Source organism: Pedobacter sp. AK017 (genome assembly GCF_014200825.1).
In the GTDB taxonomy this organism is placed as follows: domain Bacteria; phylum Bacteroidota; class Bacteroidia; order Sphingobacteriales; family Sphingobacteriaceae; genus Pedobacter; species Pedobacter heparinus.
The window spans coordinates 39,455-59,711 of record NZ_JACHCW010000002.1 but is presented as its reverse complement, the minus strand read 5'-3'; the positions used below and the strand labels follow the sequence as shown (position 1 = coordinate 59,711).

Below are 20,257 nucleotides of genomic sequence, written 5' to 3'. Positions count from 1 at the left end.
TCAGGATAATTTCTGAAGCGCCTTTTTTTATGCGCGTAATTGCTTTCTTTTTTTAAATTTGACGGGTATGAATATTAAGAGAAGCATTGGTAAAAGGCTCCATAAAGTGTTTGGCAGGAAAAAAAAAGACCAGCCGGTAGGCCCTTTAACTAATTTGTACCAGACAAATTATGATAGAACGGTACTGATCTCTTACCTGACCACCCCCTTTTATAAGGCCAATGATTTTACGCATCAGAACTACCTGACCTCACATATTGTGGCGGAGAGTTTTTCAGCGCTTGGGTATAACGTGGATGTAGTAGATTATTCGGACAGCTCTGAGCTCAACTATGATAAATATGCAGTGATATTTGGGATGGGTAAACGGATGGAGCAATCTTTTTATGAGCAGAACAGGCACATACCCAGAGTTTACTTTGTGACGGGTGCGCATGACGACCTGCACAACAGGATGGGCTTAAAGAGTATTAAGGATTTTTATGCCTTGTCGGGATTGTGGCTTCCCGAGGAAACAAATATTTTGACAGACTGCAGTTATTATACGGTGTTTAATGCTGATTTCGCCATTATTTTTGCCCGGGGTTATATCTATGAAGATTATAAGTCGCGCTTTGAACAGGAAATTTTTTCTTTGAACAACAATATCCTGAATGTTTTTTCGGATTGTAAGCCTAAATCAGCAGCCGGACGCAGTTCGGGATTTCTATATCTGAGCGGGGGGAAGCAGCTGACCAAAGGACTGCCACTCTTTTTAGAAGTGGCCAGGTTACACAAAGACCTAAAATTTTATGTGGTGGTGCCCGATTTAAACCAAGCGTTGGAAGACTATTATAAAGATGTTTTTGCGCCCGAAGGCAATGTATCTTTGTTTAAGAACCTGAGGATGGATGGGAAGGAGATGAAAGCGATTGTGGAGGCCTGTAGCTATGTGGTTGCGCCAAGTTATATTGATGGCTTGCCCGGGGGTATGATTGAGCCTATGTCGGCAGGGCTGGTCCCTATAGTAAGCAGGTACTGTGGTTTCCCTAAACAAGATTTTATATTCGAAATGGAGACCCTGTCTGTAGCCGGGTTGCAGGAGATGTTTGCCAGGGTGCTGGCCATGGATGATGAGGCCTATATCAATTGCAGCAATGCGGTTAAAGCTTATACACAGAAGAATTTTTCTGCTGCTCAGGTTAAAGAGGAATTAATAGAGATATTAAAGGCAAAATTATCATGATCTTTGTATCATATCCGGATCAGAGAGCTTGATTTTTTTAATTAATTTGATGGCTGTTTGGATATATAAAAATTGGTAAGGGTTTGAGGTTTAATGGTATTAGATTTTTCTTGATTTTTAGCTTTACCCTGGTGTTTAGCTTCACAATGTACGGACAGGTAAAAATGCCCGTATGTGGCCCCTATGCCCAATTTTATAATAAAGATAGTATAAACGTTACCAGTTTTGGAGCCAGTACTGTACAGGGAAACGGGGAAATGCTCAATTTTCAGACTCCGTTAAAGGCCTTTCTGGAGCGTTGTTATACAGGGAAACAGGTGCAGGTGTCTAACTATGGCATAGCCGGAGAGACCACCGCTATGGGTTTACTCCGCTTTGACAATGCTATAGCCCAAAAGACCGGGTTTTTATTGATTCTTATGGGGGCCAATGATGCCATTCAGATTGCCGATAATAAAGGAAGGGTAAGCTTAACCCTTGATAATATCCGTACTATGGTAAACAAGGCAAAAGAACAAAAGCTGGATGTCATATTAGGTACCCTTCAATATTTTGTTGAACCTGCGGGCAGGACACCTGAAGCCATACTTATGCGACGCAGAAACAGGATAATCGATCAGCTGAATACAGGTTTTAAGAATTTAGCCAGAGAACTTGGGGTGTTTGTTGCAGACATTAATTCGGTAATTGGTAAGAATAAAGAGCTATATGCAGACATTGTTCATCCAAATGCAAGAGGCTATCGTATTATGGCGCTGGTTTGGTTTGATGCCCTGAACCAGACGATCAACGAGAATTATCTTTCGCCCGGAATTGTACAGAATTTTCCAAACCCTGCTAATGGCTTTACAAAACTTGGATTTAACCTTCCCAGTGCTTCAAGGACCAGGGTAACTTTATACAATATGAGAGGACAAAAAGTGGCCGTTGTTTTTGATGATTTCCGGAATGCAGGGTTTCATGAAGAACAAATATCAACAGAATTGTATCCTTCAGGTGTTTATATATTATATTACGAGCTATTGAACATGAAGTTTTCAAAAAAAATAATTATTGTTCATTAAACCATTTGCTCAATTGCTAATCCATTATTACTTGTTAAGACATGTTAATTTTTTTATATTCTAAATATAAAAGTGGATTTTGCCCTGAATGGAGAAATTAGAAGAAAAAGAAAATGTAAAAGAGAATTTTGACTTTGTAGATACGATCCGGTGCATTTCCATGATGGGAATTGTTTTTGAACATACTTCTTCTGTTGAAACCGGAATCTATAAATCTACTTTTGATACCCTGGTTGAAACCTCATTGATACAATCTTTTAAGTTTAGCACCATAGCTTTCTTTTTAATTGGGGGTATTCTGATCAATCATAAATTTCAGGAATATTCGGCAGGGCAATATTTGAAAAACAGGTTTAAGAAAACAATTAACCCCTGGTTGTTCTGGTTGTTCGTCTATATCGTGCTCATGTGCGTAGACCGCTACGTTGCTTATTTACGGGGAGGTGATACAATAATTGTGACAAATTTTTTTGGTTATGTCTGGCATTTGTTTGGATTTGGGCTATTCTATACCCCAAGCTGGTTTGTGTTAAATTTTTTAATATGTATTTGTATACTCCTTGCCTTCAAAAGATATTTATACAGTTGGATTTTCGGTACAATTTTAGGATTGATCTCAATTACCTATAGTTTAAATTTATACCACGACTGGTTTATTGCCTCACATTCAACGGCCTTATTTGGCTTTGTATTTTATCTGTGGCTGGGCGTTATCATCAATAAGAACTTTGAGTTGGTTATGGGATACATCCGGCGCATCAGCTGGCCTGTAATAATTCTTCTTGTTGTTGTTACTTTTGGTTTAGCGATTTCAGAATCATGGATACTGATAAAAATTAAGGCCCTGGATGCATACAATACATTAAGAATAACCAATATATTGTATTCTCTTGCCATGTTTGCCCTGCTGTTAAAAATCGGGAAAATTAAATTGTTACATAAACTGGAACCCCGGCAAACCACATTTGGAATCTATCTGGTGCACTTTGTTATCATTGTAAGGCTTATGCCTCTGATTTTTCAACCTTTAAAGTTGAATTATGCAAAGTATTCCGTCTGGCTTAACAGTGGTATCCATCTGCTAACATTTATCGCCGTATATGGTATAAGCTTTGGGCTTGTACAGCTCATAAGAAAAACCAGGTATAGGTGGACAATTGGATTATAAGAAATATTAATTTTATAAAGCAGCCAGCACATCATTGATCCTGTTAAAATAGGTATGGTTCTTTAGCAGGTTGGCCTGCATCTTTTTGATCATGTGCAGACGTTCCTGAGGATGTGAAATGTAATGATGCGTTTTTTCAATAAAATCGTTGCTGTCGGTTGCAATTACAAGCTCGTCTTCGTTAAAGTATTTCCGGGCAAGCAGGTTGTCGCAAATCTGGAAGCCGCCAAGCATGGTAGAAGTAAATACCCTTTCATTAAGCAATATGTTGTACTTGATCTGCGCAGCTGTATGAACATTTGGGGTGATGTAAGAACGGCTGTATAATTTTTTTGTTTCCGCTGTTTCTGGGTTGATCATGTTGTGCTCAGTATATTCCAGGTGGTTCTTAAACTCCTTTTTTAAAGGTAAAATAACGGAGTTATAAGTGCTGAGCCTATGGCTGACATTCCCGATCCAGAGGAAATCGAATTCTGGATTCAACATGGGTTCGGTAAACCTTGTTTTATCCGCGCAATGCAGCAACTGGATTACCTTAAGCCCCAGCTCCTTTTGATAGCCAGAGAAAAATTGCTCATTAATGAGCTCCTCGTGCTGAGACCAGATTAATATATTATGCCGGGAACTGTATTTATTCAATACACTTTTTGTCTTTTCAAGTATGGTGTCAATTTGTGGCTCATAATTGCAGGGTGAGTAGAACGATCCCCAAAGTACAAGCGCTGTCGGTTTGAGTGTATTTAAAGGGAGATAGGGGATATTATCAACTGAGGTGAATATGATATCCGGACTGAAAGCAATAAGTTTAACTTTTTCTGCGGGCCAGAAAGAATTTTCCAATTTGGCAATGTCGAAAAACTTAAAAGAATCACCCCGCTCTATAAATGCATTTTTAAAACCATTGGCTACTGTTTTTGCAGCGTAACCCCATTTGTTGTCTGTTTGATAGATATAAGCGATTTTTTTCATTAAATTATTATAAGCTGATCCAACCTTGAGGAAATGACATGCGGACATTTATATCCTTGTCATTTGTCCATTTTTCAGGAGCAATGACAATTTTATCCGGATTGGGATTTAGCCATGCTGCCCACCAGCTAAAACTACTGTTTGCAACAATATGATGTTTGCAGCTACTCATTAACTGCATGTCGATATAACTTGATGTTCCTTTATTCCAGGATATAAAGCTACAATCCTGGAGCTTAAGGTTAGCGATACACCAGTCGATATCATCGGAGAAAATAAAGAATCTGGCGGCGTTGACTTTGGATGTAATGTAGTTGATCGCTGTCTGGTAGTACTCGGGGCCGCACAGGCCACCAAGTAAAGGGTCTTTTATGTAGTCGCCCCTTCTGATGTGGAGGGATATGCTGTTGCTGAGTTTAGTCTGATCTAAAACCTCCTGGTTTTGTGCGGACAGGGGAGCCCTGAACTGAAAATCTTTTCTCAGTTCATCTGCTATGTGCTCAAAATATTGAAAATTTTGCCAGTATCCCCAATAGTAAGCGCTTTTGGGATTGTTTAACAGAGATGGATCGAAAGAAAATAGTTTTTTTTCTTCTATATAGGTATTTCGCAGGTTGAGGATTCTTCTAAGCTTTCTGTACAACCATTTTTTGTTGTAAAAAAGATCACTTGTAAAAGAGGAGACGCTGTTTACTTTTATATTGAAGATATGTTCCAGTTCAAAGCCATTGTGAAGTGTATATTCCTGGTAACCTTGTAAATCTGCCTTAACATGGGGGAATCTGTGTTGCAAGGATTTATAGAATGCGTATTGAAACATCTGGTTGCCCAGTCCACCCAGAAATCTGATAATTTTCATTGAACAAGCCTCTCGATTTTTTTTCTGTTTTTAAGTTTGCCGAACATTTTATTTGGATAAACGACCAATTCCTTTAATGGAAAGCTTAAATGCTTTTCTAAGTTGACGCGAAGTTACAAAAGACCAGCTAAAAAGATGTTTGTTTAATAATAATGGAAGGGCATTCATTTTAGCTTTTTTGGTGTAAATAATTTTGAACCAGTAATTAAACAACATTTTTTCGAAAGGGATGATGGGATATTTGTTTAATGCCCGGTTTGCGTACTTTAATTTGGTAAACAGGTAAAGATAATCAGAAAGGTCTGAATTATAGCTCCACATCAGGATGCTGTATAAGGCATCTGTAAGTCTTTTTTCGGGTTGGATCTGTAAGTTGGTCAGTTGTATTTTTTTGATCTCATAGAGTTTGGTCCAGCTTGTATCGGCATGAAGTACGGAAGTATTACTCTCGTGGTCCCTGTATTTAACCAGCACTTCGTCCAGGTTATCAACAGGATATTTTTCTGCAATGCGAATAAACAGCTCGTAATCTTCTGCCGGTGCAAAATCTTTATAGCCATGTAGTTCCTTTAGTACAGTGGTTTTATACATCACTGTGGAATTTACATAGGTATTGATAAAGAGGAGCGTCATTTTGATGTGCTCGTTTCCGGTTGGCACAATTAGGCGGTTGTCATCCAGTAATTTTCCATCTTTATCAATTACTTTACCATGCCCGCCGCATAAAGCGTAGCCTGGATTTTCCTGCAGAAAACGATATTGGAGCTCGAGCCGGTTGGGGAGGGCGATGTCATCGCTGTCCAATATGGCCAGGTATTCGCCCCTTGCTTCCTTTAAGGCAACATTCCGGGTATAGACCAGGCCACGGTTTTTATCATTGTGGACCAACCTAATGCGGGAATCATTAAATTCAAGAACAAGCTGAACGGTCTCATCTGTTGATCCGTCATTGACAATTAATAACTCAAAATCTGTAAAAGTTTGGCTTAAAATACTTTTTATTGATTCATTTATATAATTTGCCGCATTGTAAGCAGCCATAAAAACGGTTATTTTTGGGGCCATATGGGCAAAGATAGTGTTAGCGTTGCACATTAGGGAATTTGGTATGATATGAAGAAAAGGATATTGTTTATTACCCAGGATCTTGGGAGGACCGGATCGGAAATGGTGTTGTGGTATTTGCTGATCAACCTGGACCGGGAGAAATATGAAGTTTCGGTTTTTTGCCTGAGAAAGGGGGCACTATATGACCTCCTGCCAGACTATATAGAAAAAAACATCCTGTATAAATCCAGCCCGGATTGGTCTGACCGTGCGTTCAGGCGCTTGATTAAGCTGTTCGGCGTACACCCTTTAACTTACCAGTTAAAGAGGATCCAGCAACGCTTTAAGGCAGATGTATGGTATGTAAATACCATTGCGGTTCCTGAGGTACTGGAGATCCCTAAACCTGAAGGAGTAAAAATGATTACCCATATCCATGAATATTTATATGCTTTTAGTGAAATTAAGGCGAAGACCCTGCAAAGGGCAATGGATTATTCCGATGCATGGATCGGCTGTTCTGATATGGTATGTGAAAAACTGGTTGACCTGAAGCAGCAGAATGTGTTCCTGCAATATAGTTTTGTGGATACAGAAACCATTCATACGGATCCGTTGAAAATTGCTGCCATTAAGGAAAAGCTGGGGATTTTACCTGGAGACCAGATCTGGGTGGTTTCCGGGGGCACGAAATACATGAAAGGTCTGGACCAGGTTTTACCTATCCTGGAGCATTTTAAAGCGGAGCCGGTAAAGATCATCTGGCTTGGGGCACAGGTAAGTAATGCGCTGGAGTTATATGTAAGAACCGTTGCGGAGGAAAAATATCCGGGCAGGCTGTTGTTTGCCGGGGCTTTAGCTGCAGATTATTACAACTATATGTCTGCTGCAACTGGTTTGCTGCTGTTGTCGAGGGAAGAGACATTTTCATTGGTGATGATCGAGGCAGCTTATCTCGGCCTGCCCATCGTTGCTTTTGATATCGGTATTGCCAGTGCGTTTATACAAAAGGACATGGGAACTGTAGCCAAAAACCGTAACCTGGATGAATTGATCCTGGGCATGGAAAAAGTTCATGAGGGGGCTGGCTATAGTAAAGTAAGCTTAAGGAATGCAGCAATGGCCTATAGTGCAAAGCAGCAGCTTCCGCTTTATGAGCAGTTATTGGCTAAGGTCATCGCGCAGCTTACTGCTGAAAACCAGGACTAAGGTTTTTGCTAAGCAGCCGTTGAATTTTTGACTCTAAGCTGTCAAACTGATGGATGATGTATTCTGCAGCATGTGGTTGAAACTTTGGCTGGCTGAGGAACTCCTGGTATAATTTTGGATTGCGGTGCAGTTCTTCTACCTGTCTATTTAGGCCGGCCAGGCTGTCTGGGCCATTGTAGAACAGGATCGCATCTTTATTGAGTACATCTGGTTCGGGGTTGTTGTTGCTGCCCCAATAAATGGGAATGGTATTGTTTTTTATGGCCTCAAAAACTTTTTCGGTTACGTAGCCAGTTTCGTTTGAATTCTCGGGACAGATGTTAAATTTATAATGGCCAATAAATCGTCCTTTATCGTCGTTAAATACTGTTTTAAGCGCGGGAGTATTGTTCATGTATTTGCCCCCGCTGTCTACCTGGTCAATTTTACTGAGGCAATTGAACAGAATGGTCCTGATTTTTCCATCGTCGTGGCTGCAGACTAAGGAAGTGAACTTTTTGTCTTCATCTTTGCAGATATCCCTGTTCACGAAATTTGACATCATGGTCCGGATCAGCTGACTATCGGTTTCTGAATGGAACATATGTTCCATCCAGTAGGGAAAGCGTTGGTAATGTTCATGATCTATGTAATCAAATCCTATGGCGATATCGGCAATGTGTTTGCAATGGTCTTTGTATTCCCGGTAGCGCATGACATTCTCTCCGGTATAGAATAGTTTGATACGGCTCTTACTTTTTTTGATCAGTTCCTTTGGGCCGAAAACTGAACTGATGAGCAGGGAGTTCTCTGCCGTTAGCAGATGCGAGAACTGACGTTTAAGACGTCTGTAATGCCAGATCTTTTCTGCGTCGTTTGTCCAGCAGTTTAAGATCTCGATATGGTTTTCATCAGGAAGATAAGTATAGGGTATTGGTTTTTGGAGTCCGAGGAATTTGAACAGCGATTTTAATTTCATGAACGTTTAGGATGAGGGATGTTATTTTTTTAACAGCTTTTTTTTCAGTTTTTTAAAAAATGATTTTTTTTGTGACTGGTTGTTGGCCGTATAGTAATTAGACATTTTGATGTAGTGTTCATATTCATTTGCCTTTAATACTTTGTGGTATTCCTCCAGCAAAGGTTTCACATCCGGGCGCATTTCCGGGGTAAATAAGGTCCATTTAGAAATGTTTAGCGGGTGGTTATAATCCCAGCCGCTAAAGTGAAAGAAAGATAGCGGGGTGGTACCGTTTACCATAAATATGCCTTCTTTTTGTGAGATGGTCCTTTCATGTAAATTCCAGTAGGCCACATTTAAGCCTGTATTTTGCTCGACATGCGCATTTTTAAAATACAGGGGAATAAAGTTTAGCCACAGCTGCTCGCCATAGTAGCCCCTTTTAAAATCATAAATGCAGTCGAGCACGGATCTTTCCCTGTGCCAGTTTATGAATGCATCAACCTGTGCCGATTTTTTCAACTTGAAAAAACCACCATTGTATAACCCTGCATTTAAAACTTCGAGTTCCTGCCTTTTCATTTCAACAGGGGGAGGAGATGAAAAGTGTGGTGTAAGGATAATTTCATGTTCATTGATCACGTTTTCTGGCAGGCGGCCAAAGAAGAGCATGTCGGAATCACCAAATATCACCTGATCGATTTCCTTTTTATCGAGAAAATGGCGCGCAAATAATATTTTGGAACTGTTTGCCAGTTGCATAGGGTTATAGTTTTGGGTAATGAAGCCAAATTCTTCTGCCTGCAGTTCATGCAGCTGAAGAATGGGATATTTACGCATCAGTTTATTTTTAGCTATGGCATCAGGCGTTAAGTAATCTGTAAGGCAAATGCAGACCTCGAATTCTGGATGCTGCTGTTTTGCAGAATCGATCAGCGAAACGGCAAAGGGCAGGTAATTGGTTGTCGCAATGGTGAAAAATAAGGTCATAAAAATAGCTGGTCTAGTTTCTGATAACGGGCTTCCTGTTCGTAATCTGATTCAAATGCCTGTTTTGCATAAACAGACTGCTGCCGATAGATTTCAGGTTGTTCCAGCAGGGTAATGATGTGCCTGCTGAATTCTTTTGGATTATCGCTCACCAGGCAGCCGTTATTGGTTTTATTGATCAGGCCGTCTACCCCCCTGGTGTTGCATACTACAGGCAGGTGATGGGATAGGGCCTCAATCACTTTAATTTTTGTTCCCGTCCCTGAAAGCATGGGACATATCGCGATTTTTGCCTGATGATAGCAGGTGTCCAGTTCGGTTGCAAAAGGGATAAGGGTAATGTTATTGTAATTCCCTTTAATAAAAGCAGTAACCTGTCCGATGATACAGATGTTTATAGTTTTTGGAAGCAGAGGGTACACTTGCGTCATGAACCAGTTTGCGGCCTCTATGTTATGCGGGTTTTTACTGGCCACATAGATAAGATCGAACTTTCGTTCTGCTACCGGAACTGGACTGGCCTCTGACTTTTTGATCATCATTGGGGCCAGGGCGATTTCAGTTTTACAGAACTGACTGAAAAGATATTGTTCTTCAACAGAGATGGCCAGTACTTTATCAAACAGGGACAGCCTCCTGATCTCTTCCTGAAAGGAAGCACCTATAGGATATTTTTCCTGATGCTGGGCAGTTAAAAAATCGTGGGTGTCTAATAGGGTTGTTGCTTTTCCGAGGTTTGGGTTATTTTCTATCAGGGATGACCAGCTTGCATAGTTGATGAAGATGTAATCGTATTGGTTTTGCCGGAGTATTTTATTGAAAGCCCGTTTTAGGCGAATGCTAACCAGCTCCGGAAAGTTTAGCGGGAACAGGCCCCACTTTTTCTGATAGAAAAAATTAGGCAGTTTGTAACAGAAGAAGTAGTAAAGCAGATTCTTTTTAGGAGCCTTTCTGGGCAGCACCCAGGTTTGACTGGCGAGCCCGCTGTTTTCAAATTCCCGGATGTCCGTTTCGTTCCATTCCCCCCAGTAGTACTCGCTTACAAAGTGGACCTGAAAACCCCTGGATTTAAAATAATCCAGGAAGCTTAATGCCCGGATTTTGTTGCCGGCATTTTTTTTTAAAGGATTATCGGGCATGAAAAACAAAATCTTTTTCATCTTATTCTTCAAAGGTCTGCATATCTATCAGCCTTCTGTACAGGCCGTCATTTTTCATCAGTTCGTTATGAGCACCCTGTTCTACCACAGTGCCTTTATCTAAAACAATGATCAGATCTGCATTTTGTATTGTTGATAAGCGATGTGCAATGATCAAAGAGGTGCGGTTTTCCATGAGTTTGTAGAGGGCATCCTGTACCAGTTTTTCCGATTCCGTATCCAATGCCGATGTAGCTTCATCTAAAAGCATGATAGGTGGATTGCCCAATACGGCCCTGGCAATACAGATCCTTTGTTTTTGCCCGCCTGATAAGCGGATGCCGCGGTCGCCTATAAAGGTTTCATAACCATTTTCCGCATCGAGGATAAAATCGTGCGCGTTGGCAATTTTGGCCGCACGGGTCACTTCTTCTAAAGTAGCGTCTGGTTTCGCGAAAGCAATATTATTGAAAATGGTATCATTAAACAGGATCGATTCCTGGTTAACAAAGCCCATTAGTCCTCTTAAAGAATTGGTATTTACGTTGCTGATGCTGACATCATCTATATAGATATCACCTTGCTGGGGCTCAATAAAGCGCGGCAACAGATCCATTAAGGTAGATTTTCCGCCTCCGGAAGGGCCAACAAGGGCAACCGTTTTACCTTTAGGGATTTCTATGTTCACGTGGTTCAATACCCTGCGTTCGCCATAAGCAAAGGATACATCGGCAAATTTAATGGCTTTTTCAAAAGACTTTAAAACAATGGCATCTGGTTTATCTACCATTTCGGGCCTGGTATCGATGAGGTCTAATACACGTTTGCCCGCCGCGAGTCCGGTATGTATGGCACTAAAAGCATCAGATAGTGCTTTTGCCGGACGTGTAACCTGCGAGAATATGGCGATATAGGCTATAAATTCGGAGGAGGTTAGGGAAGACTGTCCTGTTAATACCATGGACCCCCCAAAATAGACAATCCCTGCCACCATTATTACACCCAAAAATTCGGATACCGGCGAGGCGAGTTGCTGCCTGCGTACCATTTTTCTGGTAATGTTAGAGTAATTTACATTCTCCTGATGAAACCGTTCTTTTACATATTCAGTTGCATTAAAAGCTTTCACGATCTTAATGCCCGACAGGGCCTCATCCAGATAGCCCAGCATGGTGGCAAAAGTTTCGTGTGCTTTGGTAGCCTGCTGCCGCAAACGTTTTACGATTTTGGCTATAATGAGGCCTGATATGGGGATAACAAGTAATGAAAACAAGGTGAGTTTTACAGAAATGGCAAAAAGAAATATGATGTATACAATTAGTGTTACGGGTTCTTTAAATACAACCTGTAAAGTGTTAGTCACCGTAAACTGCACTACCTGTACATCTGAGGAGACTTTAGAGATGATATCACCTTTACGCTGGCTGTTAAAATAACCAATATGAAGGTTCATCACATTGTTAAATACAGATTTTCTTAAGCTTAACAAAGTATGGACACGAAGGTCTTCCATGATCCTGTTGGAAAAGTATTTAAAGACATTAGAGAGCAATACCGAAATCACAATGACAATGCACACAAACTTTAAGGCCCCCTGAGGTCCGTAGTTGGTGACATAATAATTTGTCTCTTCCCTGAAACGGGCCATGATGTCCCACCAGTCCTTATCTTGAACGCCAACCGGATGAATTGCTTTGGCACTAGCTACAACGGCCTGACTATTAAATAAGGTATCTAATAGGGGAACCAGTAAAGCCAGATTTAATGTATTAAACAGGATATACAAGAGGGTAGTGATGACATAGGGAATAGCAAATTTTTCAATTGGCCTTGCATATGCTAATAATCTGAAATAGTCTTTCATTTAAGAATTTGAAATTTTTCAAAGGTAAGGATTTACAACCATGTTTAAAATACGGGCATAATGCGCACTTTCTCTACACTATTGGAGCGCTACAAAATAAATTTTGTTTATTTGTGCATACTCAATCCGGAATGAATACCCTTAAGTCACTTATTACAGAAATTGGGCGTGGGAGCTTTAATGCTTTGGCGAGGGCGATTACGCTTGTAGAAAATGACATTGCTCCGGCAGCTGAATTATTGAGGGCCATAAACACAGACACAAAGGTTCCGGTAATTGGCATAACCGGTCCTCCGGGTGCCGGAAAAAGTACCCTTGTTAATGCAGTAACTGCAGCGCTTGTTAAGCAGGGCAAAAAGGTAGCGATCCTGGCCATCGACCCGACATCGCCCTTTAATTTTGGGTCTTTACTGGGCGACAGGATCAGGATGGCCCAGCTGTTTAACCATCCTGGGGTTTATATCCGATCGCTGGCTACCCGTGGTGCATTGGGGGGGATTTCAGCAAAAACCATTGAAATTGTGGATGTGCTGAAAGCCGGGGGATTTGATCTTATCCTGGTGGAAACGGTGGGCGTCGGACAATCGGAGGTAGAGATTGCCGGACTTGCAGATAAAACGATTGTAGTACTTGTTCCCGAATCGGGGGATGAGATCCAGCAGATCAAATCGGGATTGATGGAGATTGCACAGGGCTTTGTGGTGAATAAGGCAGACCGGGAGGGGGCCGATACTTATGCGAACAACCTGAAAAAACTGGTCCACCATCAGCAAAATCAGATTCCTGTTTTTAAAACAGTGGCCGACAAAGCGCAGGGGATTGCCGAGTTATGTGAATGGTTGTTGCAGCCCGCATTAAGGGATAATGAGCGTAAATCTTATTTGCTGACAGAAAAGGCTTTTAAAATTATACAGCATTACCGCATGGCAGATGTGGACCGCAAACAGTTGCATGGAAAAATCAGGGAGGCTTTGAAAGATCCTGGATTTAATATCTATCGTTTTACTGATAACTGGGTATAAGAACAGGCAGAGTGTAGCATTTAAATTAATTACCTGTCTTAAAAACAGGACTTCAGTGTCTGCTGCATTAGGACATTAAATAAAATATTTTGGCATTTAATTACTTTTTAAGAAACCAATAATTGTACTTTATACACGATTTACGCCTGAAATGCTTTTTTAATGCGGTATGAAAATTTTTTTTTGGGGGTTTAAATACTGTTTAGATGGCCTGTTATCGTTAAATGAGCTTATTTATTTATAATTTAGAAGTTTGGAACGGAGTTTGTGTAAGTGTTTTGAGAATTTAAAAATTTGTTTAATTTTGCTACACAAAAAAATTATACAATTAAAATTTGTTTAACCTTAAAAAAGAAAATTATGAATTATTCTACTTTAAAAAAGGGTCTAGCAGCTTCTTTTGTAGCATTAATAGGAGTAACAACTCTTGCTAATGCTCAGGACGCTTCGACTTCTTCTTCTTCAGCCAAGGTATTTGGTGGAAGAGGTCAGTACAGGACGTGGTCTTTAGGTGTTAACGGTGGTGTTTTATCTCCATTTGTTGCTATCGGCGGATCAAACGACTTTACTAACTTCGACGTTAACTTAGGTTACGGTATCTCATTGAGAAAACAATTGGGTCATGCATTTGGCTTAGAAGGTAACGTTTTCCGTGGAAAAGTTTCCGGTACTAACAAAGATGCTCCAGGTGGTGCAGTAAATGGTATCAGAGAATTCGAAACTGAATTGGCTTATGCTACTGACTTAAGAGGTGTTGTTAATGTGGCAACTGTTGACTTTTTACGTCGCGAAAACTCAGTTAACTTCTTCGTAACTGCTGGTTATGGTGTTGCTGCTTACAGAACTGCATTAAACGGTGCTGACATCAAAAACTTACCAGAAAACAAAGGTGATAACGGAGATAAAAAATACATCAAAGAAGCTTATATCCCAGTTGGTGCTGGTATTAAATTCAAAGTTTCTGAGCGTGTATCATTTAACTTAGGTTATACCATGCATTTTATCGACGGAGATAACTTTGACGGAGTTTACGCTAAAGCAACTTCTAAAGATAAATTCTCTTACGGATATGCTGGTTTAGAATTCTCTTTAGGATCTAAATCTAAACCGAACCTGGATTGGGTTAACCCATTGGCTTTAATGTATGATGAATTGAAAGATCCTTCATTACGTCAGGAAGTTGAAGCTTTGAAAAACCGTGTGTCTAACATTGAAAAATCTGTTGAAGATTTGAAAAAAGACAGCGATGGTGACGGTGTAGCTGATCAGTTTGATAAATGCCCAGGTACTCCGGCTGGTACTGCTGTTGATGGTTCAGGATGTCCTCTACCTAAAGCACCAGAGCCTACTGTAAAAGACCAAAGCAATTTAACTGGTTTTGAAACTATCCAGTTTGAATTTAACTCTTCAGTTTTAAAAACTGATTCTTACCCTACTTTAGATAAATTATCTTCAGTATTGCGTGAAAACGGTGGTAAAGTAACTGTAAAAGGTTATGCTTCAAGCGAAGGTACTGCTGCATACAACCTGAAATTATCTAAAGACAGAGCAAATTCTGTTAAAACTTACTTAGTGAACTCTGGCGTTAATGCTAGTCAGGTTGTAACTAAAGGTTATGGTGAAGCTAATCCAATTGCTTCTAACGATACTGAAGAAGGTCGTATCCAAAACCGTCGTGTTGAATCATCTAGAAACTAATTATTTCTAAATAAAATACGAAAAAAAGAGGGCTTCAATTTTGAAGCCCTCTTTTTTTTATTTATACCTTTGTATAAGTATGTACCTATTCAGAAAAAAAGACCCGAACAGGCCGGTAAACACTAATATCAAAATTATGCACATCATTAATGCAACAGCCATTATTGTGTTTATTGCAGGTATTTTATGGAAGCTGATTGATTGGTTTCTTTTAGGCTGATTTCCAAAAAAGCATAGCATACACTGATTTATAACTGCATAAAAATGAAGAAGATTATCAATACCACAAATGCCCCGGCACCGATAGGCCCCTACAATCAGGCGGTAATTGCCAATGGTTTTTTGTTCCTGTCCGGCCAGGTCGCCATCAATCCTGCCACAGGAGAATTAACTCAGTCTTCCATTGTCGAAGAAACGAACCAGGTGATGAGGAATATCAAAGCGGTATTGCTGGAAGCTGGTTATGGCTTTGAAGATGTTGTTAAGACAACTATCTTTTTGTCAGACATGGGGCTGTTTGCTGAAGTGAATGATGTATATGGTTCTTATTTCGAAACTGATTTCCCTGCACGGGAAACCGTAGCCGTAAAAGGCCTTCCCAAAGGTGTGAACGTAGAAATTTCAATGACAGCATTTAAAGGCTAAGCCCTTGCAACCATCGAACTTTAGGTATTTTTTTGCGGGTATTCTGTCTTTTGCAATCTGGGGCTTTTTCTCTATCCCTTTACGAAACCTGAAAGCTTTTCCTTCGGAAGAGATTCTGTATTACCGTATTTTTACCTCAGTTATTTTCATTTGGCTGGCCATTTTTATCTTCAGAAAAAAACAGCTAAGGACTGATCTGGTCTATTTCAAATCTCTTAAATTAAAAGGAAAACGAAATATTTTATTGCAGCTTGTTGTTTCCACTTTATTACTGATGGGGAATTGGTATACTTATATTTATGCGGTAAATAATGTCAGCCTGCAATCGGCAGCCTTTGCTTATATGGTTTGTCCGCTCATTACGGCCTTCGGCGGATTTATCATTTTAAAAGAAGAACTTTCAGGCTTAAAACTCATCTCGCTGGGAATTGCCTTACTAAGTATCCTGCTGCTGGCAACAGGTTCTTTGGTAGAGGTATCGTGGTCTGTAATCATTGCCTCGTTATATGCATTTTATCTGATTATACAACGTAAAATGCAGTACCTGGATAAACTAAATGTGCTTGCAGTTCAGATAGGCCTGGCTGTTTTGCTGATGCTGCCTTTGTATCTTGCCCGGCATGCCGGATTTCCGCAATCATTGTGGTTTTGGGAAAATATTACGGTAATAGCTGTTTTCTTCACCATTATTCCGTTGTTCATGAGCCTTTATGCTTTAATTGGAATCCCCTCGTCAACACTGGGTATTATCATTTATGTCAATCCAATTATCGCCTTTGCAGTAGCTATTTTTTATTTTGGGGAGCAGGTTAATGCACATCGGCTGTTTGCTTATACATTGCTCCTGGCATCAGTATTGGTATTTAATTGGGTCATCATAAAAGATATTCTTACATTTAAGATAAAAAAAACATAGAGCCTTGTTTGCATCTACCTTAGATACGACTATAGAATTTTTAAAGGGCGTAGGGCCCAGGCGTGCAGAGCTTTTACAGAAGGAGCTAGGTATCTTTACCTATGGACAGCTGCTCAATTATTTCCCTTTCAGGTATATTGACAGGACAAGGTTTTATAAGGTCAATGAACTGGATCCTGAGCTCCCTTACGTGCAGATTCTGGGAAGAATTACCGCTAAGGAACAGATTGGGGAAAAACACAAAAAACGTATTGTAGCAAAACTGACGGATGAGACGGGCTCAATTGAACTGGTATGGTTCCAAAGTTTAAAATGGGTTGATGAGCACATCATAAAAGGCAAGGTTTACATTGTATTTGGTAAGCCTACTGTTTTTAATGGTAGCTTTAGCATTTCACATCCTGATCTTGAAAACTATCCGCGACCGGCCACAGTTACAGGGAATTTAAGGCTGCAACCGGTTTACAATTCAACAGAGAAATTAAAGAAATCTTTTTTGGATAGCAAGGGTATCCAGAAACTTCAGGCCTTGTTACTGGAGCAACATCTTCATGAAGTTAAAGAAACCATACCTCCTTATATCCTTCAAAAATATCAGATGATTTTGAGGAAGGAAGCAATCTTAAACATTCATTTTCCCAAAGATGTGGCGAGCTTAAAAAAGGCAGAGAGCCGATTGAAATTTGAAGAACTGTTCTTTATCCAGTTGCAGTTGCTGCACAATAAGCAACTTAGGGAACTGAAATTTAAAGGGCACCTGTTTGATAAAGTTGGTGAAGGGGTGAATACATTTTACAGGGAAATACTTCCTTTTAAACTAACAAATGCACAGAAACGTGTAATCAAAGAAATCAGACTGGATACACAGCGTGGGATACAGATGAACAGACTGGTGCAGGGGGATGTAGGAAGCGGGAAAACTGTAGTAGCCCTGATGAGCATGCTGCTGGCCAGCGACAATGGTTATCAGGCCTGTATGATGGCCCCTACGGAGATTTTGGCCCGGCAGCATTATGAATCTATCATTTCCCTGTTAAAAGGCCGTCTGGTTAAGGTGGCCATCCTTACAGGAAGTTCCACTAAGAAACAGAGAACACAACTACATGCGGCGCTTGAGGCTGGTGAAATTAATATACTGGTGGGCACACATGCCCTGATTGAGGATAAGGTGGTGTTTAAAAGTCTGGGGATGGTGGTGATTGATGAGCAACACCGTTTTGGAGTGGAGCAAAGGGCCAGGCTCTGGCGTAAAAATGCGATACCGCCACATATTCTGGTCATGACGGCTACCCCCATTCCGCGAACATTGGCCATGACGATGTATGGCGATCTGGATGTATCGGTAATTGATGAGCTGCCCGCCGGAAGAAAACCGATTGAAACCCGGCATCTGTATGAAGGACAACGGCTGCGGATGTTTGGTTTTATGAAGCAGGAGATCGCAAAAGGCAGGCAGGTATATGTGGTTTATCCATTGATCAAGGAAAGTGAAAAACTGGACCTGTTGCATTTGGAAGCTGGGATAGAACAGATGGGCTATCAGTTCCCGCGTCCTGACTATCAGATCAGTATTGTACATGGTAAAATGAGCAATGCTGATAAGCAGTATGAAATGCAGCAGTTTATAAACGGGAAAAGCCAGATTATGGTGGCTACTACCGTAATAGAAGTTGGGGTAAATGTTCCGAATGCATCGGTGATGATCATTGAGAATGCCGAACGTTTTGGGCTTTCGCAATTGCACCAGCTGAGGGGGCGTGTGGGCAGAGGTGCAGCACAATCGTTCTGTATCCTGATGTCTGGTAATAAATTAAGTGCCGACGGGAAGCTGCGTCTGGAAACCATGGTTAAAACCAATAATGGGTTTGAAATATCAGAGATTGACCTGCAATTGCGCGGACCAGGCGACATTACCGGTACACAACAGAGTGGGATACTGGAACTAAAGCTGGCCGATCTGACCAAAGATCAGCTCATTTTACAGGAGGCCCGAAATACGGTTATTGAAGTACTTGCCGCAGACCCGCATCTGGAGTTGCCCGAAAACAGCTTGCTGAAAACCTATTTGTCAAAAAGAAGAACCGGCATTGCCTTTGATAAGATCTCCTGATCAATCTTCATCACTGCCAGGTAAAGACCCGGATCCTGAATAAGCTCCCTTGCGAATAATTGGCATTTTAAGATATTTGTACAGTTCATCAAGATGCATCAGGCTGCCATTGGTTAAATTGCCTAAAAAGATAACCACAATGTTCTTTTGCACATCCCGCACATAAATGTGCCTGAAACCATGCCACCAGCCGGTATGGTATACTACCTTTCTGCCGTTTTCGCCATCAAACATCCTCCAGCCATAGCCATAATTGAAATGTCCGTTTACAGCCTTGTTGCGCCCTTTATAGGCAGAATCAATGCTTTTCTGAGTAAGTAAGCGGCCGTTTTTTAAATACTTATCATATAAGACCAGATCGTGTAAAGTACTGTAAATGCCCTTATCGCCCACCGGCCCGTCTAAAAAGTTTTGGGCTACAGAATAGCGCCAGGTACGGTCGTGGCCCACAACATCCACCGGAATTTTCTCATATTCTGTTGTTGAATAAACATGCGTGTGTTTAAGCCCTGCAGGTTTAAACACATGCTCCATCATGTATTGGGAAAAGCGTTGGCCGGTCACCTTTTCTATAATAGCGCCCAGCACCATAAAGTTGGAGTTGTTGTAGTGGAAACGGTTGTTGGGCTTGGTATAGGGATTTGGCTTTTTGTCGGCAATAATTTCCATGACTTCCTGATTGGATACCCCCTTTTTCATGTTGCGTTTTTCCTTCCGCCAGATGTCGTCAATGAAATAAACATAATTCATCATTCCGCTGCGGTGCGACAACAGCAGTTCTATGGTGATCCCATCATAAGGAAAGTTGGGATAGAACTTTTTTACGTCGTCTGTTAGCTTCAATTTTCCGGCTTCAACCAATTGCATAACGGCTACGCCAGTGAAGGTTTTGGTAATGGATGCCAGTTCAAATTCGGAGTTTATTTTCAGGCTGTCGCGGTGCAGGTAATCTGCCCAGCCGATTGCTTTTTCGTAGAGGATCTTTCCATCCTTTGCAACCAGCATGTTTCCGTTGAAACCATATTTTTTATGCAGGTTCTGTACAAAGTCGGCAATCCATTTATCGCCTTTGGCCGGATTATATACCAGTAAAAGACTATCGGCCTTATCATCTTCTGCAACTCTTACTTTTTTATCAGCATCTGCTTTTTTCGCTTTTTCTTCGGGCGATGAACAAGATGAGAAGAATAAAATGGTTAGGGAAAGGGCTAGAGTTAACAGACGAAACTTCATGAAGAATTGCAATACAGGTTAAAAAGTCGAAAAATAAGGATTTTTAACCCTTTTAACGTAAAAGAGTTTTAAACATTATGTCATTTGTATTTATTAATTACATAAATAGAATCCATTGAGAGACAAAAACCTTAAATTTGTGACAACAAAAAAAGTAGA

At 40.7% G+C, this 20,257-nt stretch carries 18 protein-coding genes; 10 read left to right on the top strand and 8 right to left on the bottom strand.

The features are described from left to right. Positions 1–67: 67 nt before the first annotated feature. The 3 genes from HDC92_RS03290 (at position 68) to HDC92_RS03280 (ending at position 3,457) form a co-directional block, all read left to right on the top strand. Positions 68–1,225, top strand: coding sequence for a hypothetical protein (locus HDC92_RS03290; RefSeq protein WP_183872319.1), 1,158 nt, complete (start codon positions 68–70; stop codon positions 1,223–1,225). A 146-nt stretch (positions 1,226–1,371) separates the two neighbouring features. After that, a complete protein-coding gene (locus HDC92_RS03285) occupies positions 1,372–2,289 on the top strand; it encodes a GDSL-type esterase/lipase family protein (protein ID WP_183872317.1) in 918 nt (305 codons plus the stop codon). An 88-nt stretch (positions 2,290–2,377) separates the two neighbouring features. Next, the gene (locus tag HDC92_RS03280) at positions 2,378–3,457 is read left to right on the top strand and encodes an acyltransferase family protein (RefSeq protein ID WP_183872315.1); all 1,080 of its coding nucleotides are present in this window, start codon (positions 2,378–2,380) and stop codon (positions 3,455–3,457) included. A gap of 12 nt (positions 3,458–3,469) precedes the next feature. Here the strand turns inward: HDC92_RS03280 and HDC92_RS03275 are convergent, their stop codons facing one another. The 3 genes from HDC92_RS03275 to HDC92_RS03265 are packed head-to-tail and all read right to left on the bottom strand — an operon-like array spanning position 3,470 to position 6,350. Beyond that, positions 3,470–4,426: a glycosyltransferase gene (locus tag HDC92_RS03275; protein WP_012780324.1), complete on the bottom strand. Its 957-nt coding sequence runs from the start codon at positions 4,424–4,426 to the stop codon at positions 3,470–3,472. Positions 4,427–4,433: 7 nt separating this feature from the next. Next, positions 4,434–5,285 carry an alpha-1,2-fucosyltransferase gene (locus HDC92_RS03270; RefSeq protein ID WP_183872313.1) on the bottom strand — a complete coding sequence of 284 codons (852 nt, stop codon included), beginning with the start codon at positions 5,283–5,285 and terminating at the stop codon, positions 4,434–4,436. Positions 5,286–5,333: 48 nt separating this feature from the next. After that, positions 5,334–6,350, bottom strand: coding sequence for a glycosyltransferase family 2 protein (locus tag HDC92_RS03265; RefSeq protein WP_012780326.1), 1,017 nt, complete (start codon positions 6,348–6,350; stop codon positions 5,334–5,336). 48 nt (positions 6,351–6,398) lie between these two features. On the opposite strand from HDC92_RS03265, the gene HDC92_RS03260 reads away from it, so the two are divergent. Continuing rightward, positions 6,399–7,541: a glycosyltransferase gene (locus HDC92_RS03260; protein WP_183872311.1), complete on the top strand. Its 1,143-nt coding sequence runs from the start codon at positions 6,399–6,401 to the stop codon at positions 7,539–7,541. On the opposite strand, the gene HDC92_RS03255 is transcribed toward HDC92_RS03260, so the two are convergent. From HDC92_RS03255 to HDC92_RS03240, 4 genes are read right to left on the bottom strand one after another with little or no spacing between them, the layout of a single operon-like run. Beyond that, entirely contained in the window at positions 7,519–8,499 is a 981-nt protein-coding gene (locus HDC92_RS03255) for a glycosyltransferase family 10 domain-containing protein (RefSeq protein WP_183872309.1), read from the bottom strand. The genes HDC92_RS03260 and HDC92_RS03255 overlap by 23 nt on opposite strands. 21 nt (positions 8,500–8,520) lie before the next feature. After that, positions 8,521–9,471, bottom strand: a complete 951-nt coding sequence (locus tag HDC92_RS03250; RefSeq protein ID WP_183872307.1) for a glycosyltransferase — start codon at positions 9,469–9,471, stop codon at positions 8,521–8,523. Then, a complete protein-coding gene (locus HDC92_RS03245; RefSeq protein WP_012780330.1) occupies positions 9,468–10,631 on the bottom strand; it encodes a glycosyltransferase in 1,164 nt (387 codons plus the stop codon). Before HDC92_RS03245 ends, HDC92_RS03250 begins: the two co-directional genes overlap by 4 nt. Before the next feature lies 1 nt (position 10,632). Further along, positions 10,633–12,474 carry an ABC transporter ATP-binding protein gene (locus HDC92_RS03240; protein ID WP_183872305.1) on the bottom strand — a complete coding sequence of 614 codons (1,842 nt, stop codon included), beginning with the start codon at positions 12,472–12,474 and terminating at the stop codon, positions 10,633–10,635. A gap of 131 nt (positions 12,475–12,605) precedes the next feature. Between HDC92_RS03240 and meaB the strand changes: the two genes are divergently transcribed. The 6 genes from meaB to recG all read left to right on the top strand — a co-directional run bounded on the left by meaB (position 12,606) and on the right by recG (position 18,865). Continuing rightward, entirely contained in the window at positions 12,606–13,496 is an 891-nt protein-coding gene (gene meaB, locus HDC92_RS03235) for a methylmalonyl Co-A mutase-associated GTPase MeaB (protein ID WP_183872303.1), read from the top strand. 360 nt (positions 13,497–13,856) lie between these two features. Next, positions 13,857–15,194 (top strand): OmpA family protein, encoded by a 1,338-nt coding sequence (locus tag HDC92_RS03230; protein WP_183872300.1) that lies wholly within the window; start codon positions 13,857–13,859, stop codon positions 15,192–15,194. A gap of 79 nt (positions 15,195–15,273) precedes the next feature. Then, positions 15,274–15,414 (top strand): DUF6728 family protein, encoded by a 141-nt coding sequence (locus HDC92_RS03225; RefSeq protein ID WP_012780334.1) that lies wholly within the window; start codon positions 15,274–15,276, stop codon positions 15,412–15,414. Between the two features lie 44 nt (positions 15,415–15,458). Continuing rightward, positions 15,459–15,839 carry a RidA family protein gene (locus HDC92_RS03220; RefSeq protein ID WP_012780335.1) on the top strand — a complete coding sequence of 127 codons (381 nt, stop codon included), beginning with the start codon at positions 15,459–15,461 and terminating at the stop codon, positions 15,837–15,839. A gap of 4 nt (positions 15,840–15,843) precedes the next feature. Beyond that, positions 15,844–16,755, top strand: a complete 912-nt coding sequence (locus HDC92_RS03215; protein ID WP_183872298.1) for an EamA family transporter — start codon at positions 15,844–15,846, stop codon at positions 16,753–16,755. Positions 16,756–16,759: 4 nt separating this feature from the next. Beyond that, positions 16,760–18,865, top strand: a complete 2,106-nt coding sequence (recG, locus tag HDC92_RS03210) for an ATP-dependent DNA helicase RecG (RefSeq protein ID WP_183872296.1) — start codon at positions 16,760–16,762, stop codon at positions 18,863–18,865. Here recG and HDC92_RS03205 read toward each other — a convergent pair whose 3' ends face one another. Continuing rightward, positions 18,866–20,098 carry a serine hydrolase domain-containing protein gene (locus tag HDC92_RS03205; RefSeq protein ID WP_183872294.1) on the bottom strand — a complete coding sequence of 411 codons (1,233 nt, stop codon included), beginning with the start codon at positions 20,096–20,098 and terminating at the stop codon, positions 18,866–18,868. Positions 20,099–20,257 lie beyond the last annotated feature (159 nt).

Coding starts and splice junctions, on each gene's coding strand:
- HDC92_RS03275 (WP_012780324.1), bottom strand. CDS start 4,426: ATGAAAAAAATCGCTTATATCTATCAAACAGACAACAAATGGGGTTAC.
- HDC92_RS03250 (WP_183872307.1), bottom strand. CDS start 9,471: ATGACCTTATTTTTCACCATTGCGACAACCAATTACCTGCCCTTTGCC.
- HDC92_RS03230 (WP_183872300.1), top strand. CDS start 13,857: ATGAATTATTCTACTTTAAAAAAGGGTCTAGCAGCTTCTTTTGTAGCA.
- HDC92_RS03255 (WP_183872309.1), bottom strand. CDS start 8,499: ATGAAATTAAAATCGCTGTTCAAATTCCTCGGACTCCAAAAACCAATA.
- HDC92_RS03285 (WP_183872317.1), top strand. CDS start 1,372: ATGTACGGACAGGTAAAAATGCCCGTATGTGGCCCCTATGCCCAATTT.
- HDC92_RS03290 (WP_183872319.1), top strand. CDS start 68: ATGAATATTAAGAGAAGCATTGGTAAAAGGCTCCATAAAGTGTTTGGC.
- HDC92_RS03220 (WP_012780335.1), top strand. CDS start 15,459: ATGAAGAAGATTATCAATACCACAAATGCCCCGGCACCGATAGGCCCC.
- HDC92_RS03240 (WP_183872305.1), bottom strand. CDS start 12,474: ATGAAAGACTATTTCAGATTATTAGCATATGCAAGGCCAATTGAAAAA.
- HDC92_RS03265 (WP_012780326.1), bottom strand. CDS start 6,350: ATGGCCCCAAAAATAACCGTTTTTATGGCTGCTTACAATGCGGCAAAT.
- HDC92_RS03280 (WP_183872315.1), top strand. CDS start 2,378: ATGGAGAAATTAGAAGAAAAAGAAAATGTAAAAGAGAATTTTGACTTT.
- meaB (WP_183872303.1), top strand. CDS start 12,606: ATGAATACCCTTAAGTCACTTATTACAGAAATTGGGCGTGGGAGCTTT.
- HDC92_RS03205 (WP_183872294.1), bottom strand. CDS start 20,098: ATGAAGTTTCGTCTGTTAACTCTAGCCCTTTCCCTAACCATTTTATTC.
- HDC92_RS03260 (WP_183872311.1), top strand. CDS start 6,399: ATGAAGAAAAGGATATTGTTTATTACCCAGGATCTTGGGAGGACCGGA.
- HDC92_RS03245 (WP_012780330.1), bottom strand. CDS start 10,631: ATGAAAAAGATTTTGTTTTTCATGCCCGATAATCCTTTAAAAAAAAAT.
- HDC92_RS03225 (WP_012780334.1), top strand. CDS start 15,274: ATGTACCTATTCAGAAAAAAAGACCCGAACAGGCCGGTAAACACTAAT.
- HDC92_RS03270 (WP_183872313.1), bottom strand. CDS start 5,285: ATGAAAATTATCAGATTTCTGGGTGGACTGGGCAACCAGATGTTTCAA.